Origin of the sequence: Mesorhizobium sp. (assembly GCF_005063415.1) — a bacterium.
In the GTDB taxonomy this organism is placed as follows: domain Bacteria; phylum Pseudomonadota; class Alphaproteobacteria; order Rhizobiales; family Rhizobiaceae; genus Mesorhizobium.
The window spans coordinates 1-606 of the sequence record NZ_SUEG01000369.1 but is presented as its reverse complement, the minus strand read 5'-3'; the positions used below and the strand labels follow the sequence as shown (position 1 = coordinate 606).

The 606-nt window shown below is 61.2% G+C and carries 1 protein-coding gene; it reads right to left on the bottom strand.

The features are described 5' to 3' along the window. Window positions 1-297: 297 nt before the first annotated feature. Window positions 298-606: transposase (locus E5W70_RS32645; protein ID WP_292665496.1), on the bottom strand; the 309-nt coding region annotated here is incomplete at its 5' end.

Sequence of the window (606 nt, the reverse complement as noted above, 5' to 3'; positions counted from 1 at the left end):
GTCTTCTGTGGATGGCTCCCGCGATGCAAGAGGTAATTCGACATTATGGCGCGTTGGTCGGGTGCAGTCTTCTGTCCGGCCTGTTGATGCAGCCATTCGAGACTGCTGGCCCTGATGGGGTCGGCGAACTGGGTCCCAATCTGCTTATCAGGCTATGATGCCTCCGACATCGCATGGGTTGTCCCTGTTCCCGGCCTGACCGGTCTCGCCATCACATCGCGTCGCTCTCACAACCTCATGGAGCCGATCGATCGGCTCGATCTGATTTCTGCTTCAGTGTCTCGTCTTCTGCGCAACTTACGCTGCAAGGTTCGGAGCATGACGCGCCTGATAGGTTTCGCCGCGCGCCATGATAGCCCACACCACGCGGGCCATCTTGTTTGCCATCGCTACGCTCGCCACGCGCGCTGGCTTCCTGGCGAGCAACGCGAGGAGGCGCGGATCCGCAGCCTCGGGCTTATGCCTTGCCCGTCGGATCAGGGAGGTCGCGCCGATCACAAGGAGCTTTCTCAGGTACCGGTCGCCCATCTTGGTGATGTGCCCGAGACGGTCCTTTCCGCCGCTCGAGTTTTGCGAAGGTGTCAGCCCGAGCCAGGCGGCAAACTC